Raw genomic sequence first — 3484 nt, 5'->3', positions numbered from 1 at the left:
ACGGCCCAGTGTTTCAGAAAACACACGGTTTACCTGCCTGGGTTCCCCGAAGTAAAGATCTGCCACACACTCTTCTATTTCAGCATCTATCACCGACTTCGCCCCGTTCACTATTATCGTATATTCTTTACCGTTACGCTTTACAATAGTTTGTTTGTCCTCTCCCGATTTACCGGATACACGGGATACCTTTGCATTGGTCAGTATGTTGTTATTGTATTCGCTTACAATGTCGCTGTTGACCTTTGAAAGCATTATCTGGATCCGTGTTTTTATAACGATACTTTTGGCAGCGCCGGTAAGTTTACGGTTAGCTTCAATGGTTCCTACAGCATGGTTGGCAATACGCACTTCGAAAGTATTGGTTTGGGCGCCTGCCTGCAAATACAATACAGCTACTGTGATAGTGGTAAACAAAAACCTGAAAAGACTATTCATAATAGTTGACTTAAACTAACAATATTTTCGTGGGAAAGTAGTAGCTGTAAATGTCTTTCCATAAAGGAAAATACAAAAAATCCTGTCACAACGGACAGGATTTTTTATTGTGTACTTTAAAATAATATCCGGCAATACCTTACGCGAGCATTTCTTTGATCTTTGTGATCAGTTCGCCTTTTGTAATAGGTACGCCCATAATTTTATGATAACCCTGTGCGTCAATGAGGAACTGGTCGCGTATCACTTTGATCAGCTGGCCATTATTGATTTCAGGAATCAGTACTTTATCGTAGCTGTGCAGTATTTCTCCCAGGTTTTTGGGGAACGGACGGATGTAGCGGATATGTGCATGCGCTACTTCATGTCCTTCTGCCAGCAGGTCTAGTACAGCGCTTTTGATGGCGCCATAGGTAGATCCCCAGCCTAATACGAGGACTTTCCCTTTTTCCGGGCCAAGTTCTATTTTCTGTAAAGGAATATGATCGGCGATCTTATCTACTTTTTCCTGGCGGATCTTCACCATCAGCTGGTGATTTTCAGGATCATAGCTAACGTTACCGGTGATGTTCTGTTTTTCCAGGCCGCCAATACGGTGTTCCAGGCCGGGTGTGCCCGGTACTGCCCAGGGGCGCACCAGGTTTTCATCGCGGTGGTAAGGCAGGAATTGCTCCTCTCCTTCCTCCAGTCCTTTCTTGAATTTCACTTCAATACCGGGGAGGTCTGCTGCTTTAGGGAAGCGCCAGGGCTCGGAACCATTGGCGATATAGCCGTCGCTGAGGAAAATAACCGGTGTCATATGCTTTACCGCGATCCTGAAGGCTTCAAACACAGCATCGAAACAATCGGCAGGAGTGGATGCGGAAACAATTGGCATGGGGCACTCCCCGTTTCGGCCGTAATATGCCTGTAACAGGTCGGATTGTTCTGTTTTGGTAGGCAGGCCGGTAGAAGGTCCTCCACGTTGAATATCAACGATCATCAGTGGTATTTCCAGCATTACGGCCAATCCCATTGCCTCACCTTTCAGCGCCATACCCGGGCCTGAAGTGGTGGTAACTCCCATATGGCCGCCATAGGAGGCGCCAATAGCGGAGGTAATACCTGCAATTTCATCTTCCGCCTGGAAGGTACGGATACCAAAATTCTTAAAGCGGCTCAGTTCATGCAGGATATCGGAAGCCGGCGTGATGGGGTAGGTACCCAGGAACAGCGGTAGGTTGGCCTTCTGCGAAGCGGCCACCAGGCCGTAAGCCAGGGCGGTGTTACCGGTAATGCTGCGGTAGGTACCTGGTTCCATCCGGGCTTTCTCCACACGGTAGCGGGTGGTAAAAGCTTCCACGGTATCAGCAAAGTTATAGCCGGCATGCAGTACTTTCAGGTTACTTTCCAGGATCTCCGGTTTTTTGCCGAATTTCTCCCGGAGAAATACTTCCGTGTTTTCCATGTTACGGTCGTACAGCCAGTACAGGAAGCCCAGCACGAACATGTTTTTCGCACGGTCCTTTTCTTTCATACCCAGGGTAGTATCCTTCAGCGCTTCGCGCGTCATTTTGGTTACGTCCATGGTATGCAGCTGGTAAGCGGCCAGGGAGCCGTCTTCCAGTGGATTTACGCCTTCGGGGTAATTGGCCAGGCGAAGGTTTTTGGCATCAAAGCCATCTGTATTGGCGAGGATAATACCGCCTTTTTTTAGTCCTTTCAGGTTGGCCTTCAATGCGGCGGCGTTCATTACTACCAGTACATCACAGGCATCGCCCGGGGTAAATATCCTGTTAGAAGAAAAGTGAAGCTGGAAACCGCTCACACCAGGTAATGTACCTATCGGGGCACGGATCTCCGCCGGGAAATCGGGGAAAGTGCTCAGGTCATTGCCGAACAACGCGGTATTATTTGAAAACTGGGTACCTGTTAACTGCATCCCGTCTCCACTGTCGCCTGCAAATTTTATCACTACATCCTCCAGCTGTTGAATCGAAGTATTAGGCATCTATTTTATCTTTTAAGGTATTCTTTTTAAAGATGTAAATTTAGGTAATCGGGAGCTAGGAACCCACTGGCCTGCAATATTATTCCCGATCCGATCACAAAAGTACACAACTTTAGTAGACTATTATTGCCGGAATAAAGCATTCCCATTACTTATAGTTATGGCTGATAACGGGAAGTTATGGTTATAGAAATGCTAATTTTACCCGTTTTAGGCAGGATAACTGCTACTGGTATCAAATCAAATCGTATTTTTAACCCATAAATTTAAACTATACTTTATGGCACTCTTTCAATCGAACAACCCTGTACTGAAGCAAAGTGTATTTGATAAAGCGCCTCACATTGCAGGGGAAACCATGACGATCCGTGGTACCGTGAATAAAATGTCTTTTATGCTCCTGATGTTAATGGCGGCAGCTGTTTTTTCATGGGGAGAATTTTACAGGAATAGCGGCAGTGTAATGCCATTGGCATTTGGTGGTGCTATCGGCGGATTTATACTGGCCCTGGTCATCATTTTCAAGAAAGAATGGTCGGCTTATCTTGCCCCCGCATACGCTATAGCAGAAGGTTTATTCCTGGGTGCTATTTCCGCCATGTTTGAAGCAAAATGGCCTGGCATTGTGATGCAGTCTGTAGGCTTAACATTTGGTACTTTTATCGCCATGCTGATCCTGTATCGTACAGGAGTTATCCGGGCCACCGAGCGTTTTAAATCAATTGTGATGACAGCTACCCTGGGTATCGGTATCTTTTACCTGATTGCCATTGTACTGCGCATGTTTAACATTGAAATGCCGCTGATCCACAGCAGCGGTACCTTTGGAATTATATTTTCCCTGGTGGTGGTAGCTATTGCGGCATTGAACCTGATCATGGATTTTGACATGATAGAGCAAGGTGCTTTGCAGGGGGCTCCCAAATATTTTGAGTGGTATGCATCTTTTGGTTTGATGGTTACCCTGGTATGGTTATACCTGGAAATACTGCGGCTCATGAGCAAATTAAACAGAAGATAAGCGATAGCGATAATATCTTTAGAAAGGCCGCCACA

At 46.3% G+C, this 3484-nt stretch carries 3 protein-coding genes; 1 reads left to right on the top strand and 2 read right to left on the bottom strand.

Going from position 1 to position 3484, the window contains the following annotated elements:
* Both VN105_RS02485 and VN105_RS02480 read right to left on the bottom strand, forming a co-directional pair.
* Positions 1-438: DUF6134 family protein (locus VN105_RS02485; protein WP_325637587.1), on the bottom strand; the 438-nt coding region annotated here is incomplete at its 3' end.
* Positions 439-577: 139 nt separating this feature from the next.
* Positions 578-2428: a 2-oxoacid:acceptor oxidoreductase subunit alpha gene (locus VN105_RS02480; protein WP_325637585.1), complete on the bottom strand. Its 1851-nt coding sequence runs from the start codon at positions 2426-2428 to the stop codon at positions 578-580.
* Between the two features lie 280 nt (positions 2429-2708).
* On the opposite strand from VN105_RS02480, the gene VN105_RS02475 reads away from it, so the two are divergent.
* Entirely contained in the window at positions 2709-3449 is a 741-nt protein-coding gene (locus VN105_RS02475) for a Bax inhibitor-1/YccA family protein (RefSeq protein ID WP_325637583.1), read from the top strand.
* Positions 3450-3484 lie beyond the last annotated feature (35 nt).

This window comes from Chitinophaga sp., from assembly GCF_035564935.1.
Taxonomy (GTDB): Bacteria; Bacteroidota; Bacteroidia; order Chitinophagales; family Chitinophagaceae; genus Chitinophaga.
Note: the sequence above shows the minus strand (reverse complement) of the source record. Positions and strands in the feature narration are given on the sequence as shown.

Coding starts and splice junctions, on each gene's coding strand:
- VN105_RS02475 (WP_325637583.1), top strand. CDS start 2,709: ATGGCACTCTTTCAATCGAACAACCCTGTACTGAAGCAAAGTGTATTT.
- VN105_RS02480 (WP_325637585.1), bottom strand. CDS start 2,428: ATGCCTAATACTTCGATTCAACAGCTGGAGGATGTAGTGATAAAATTT.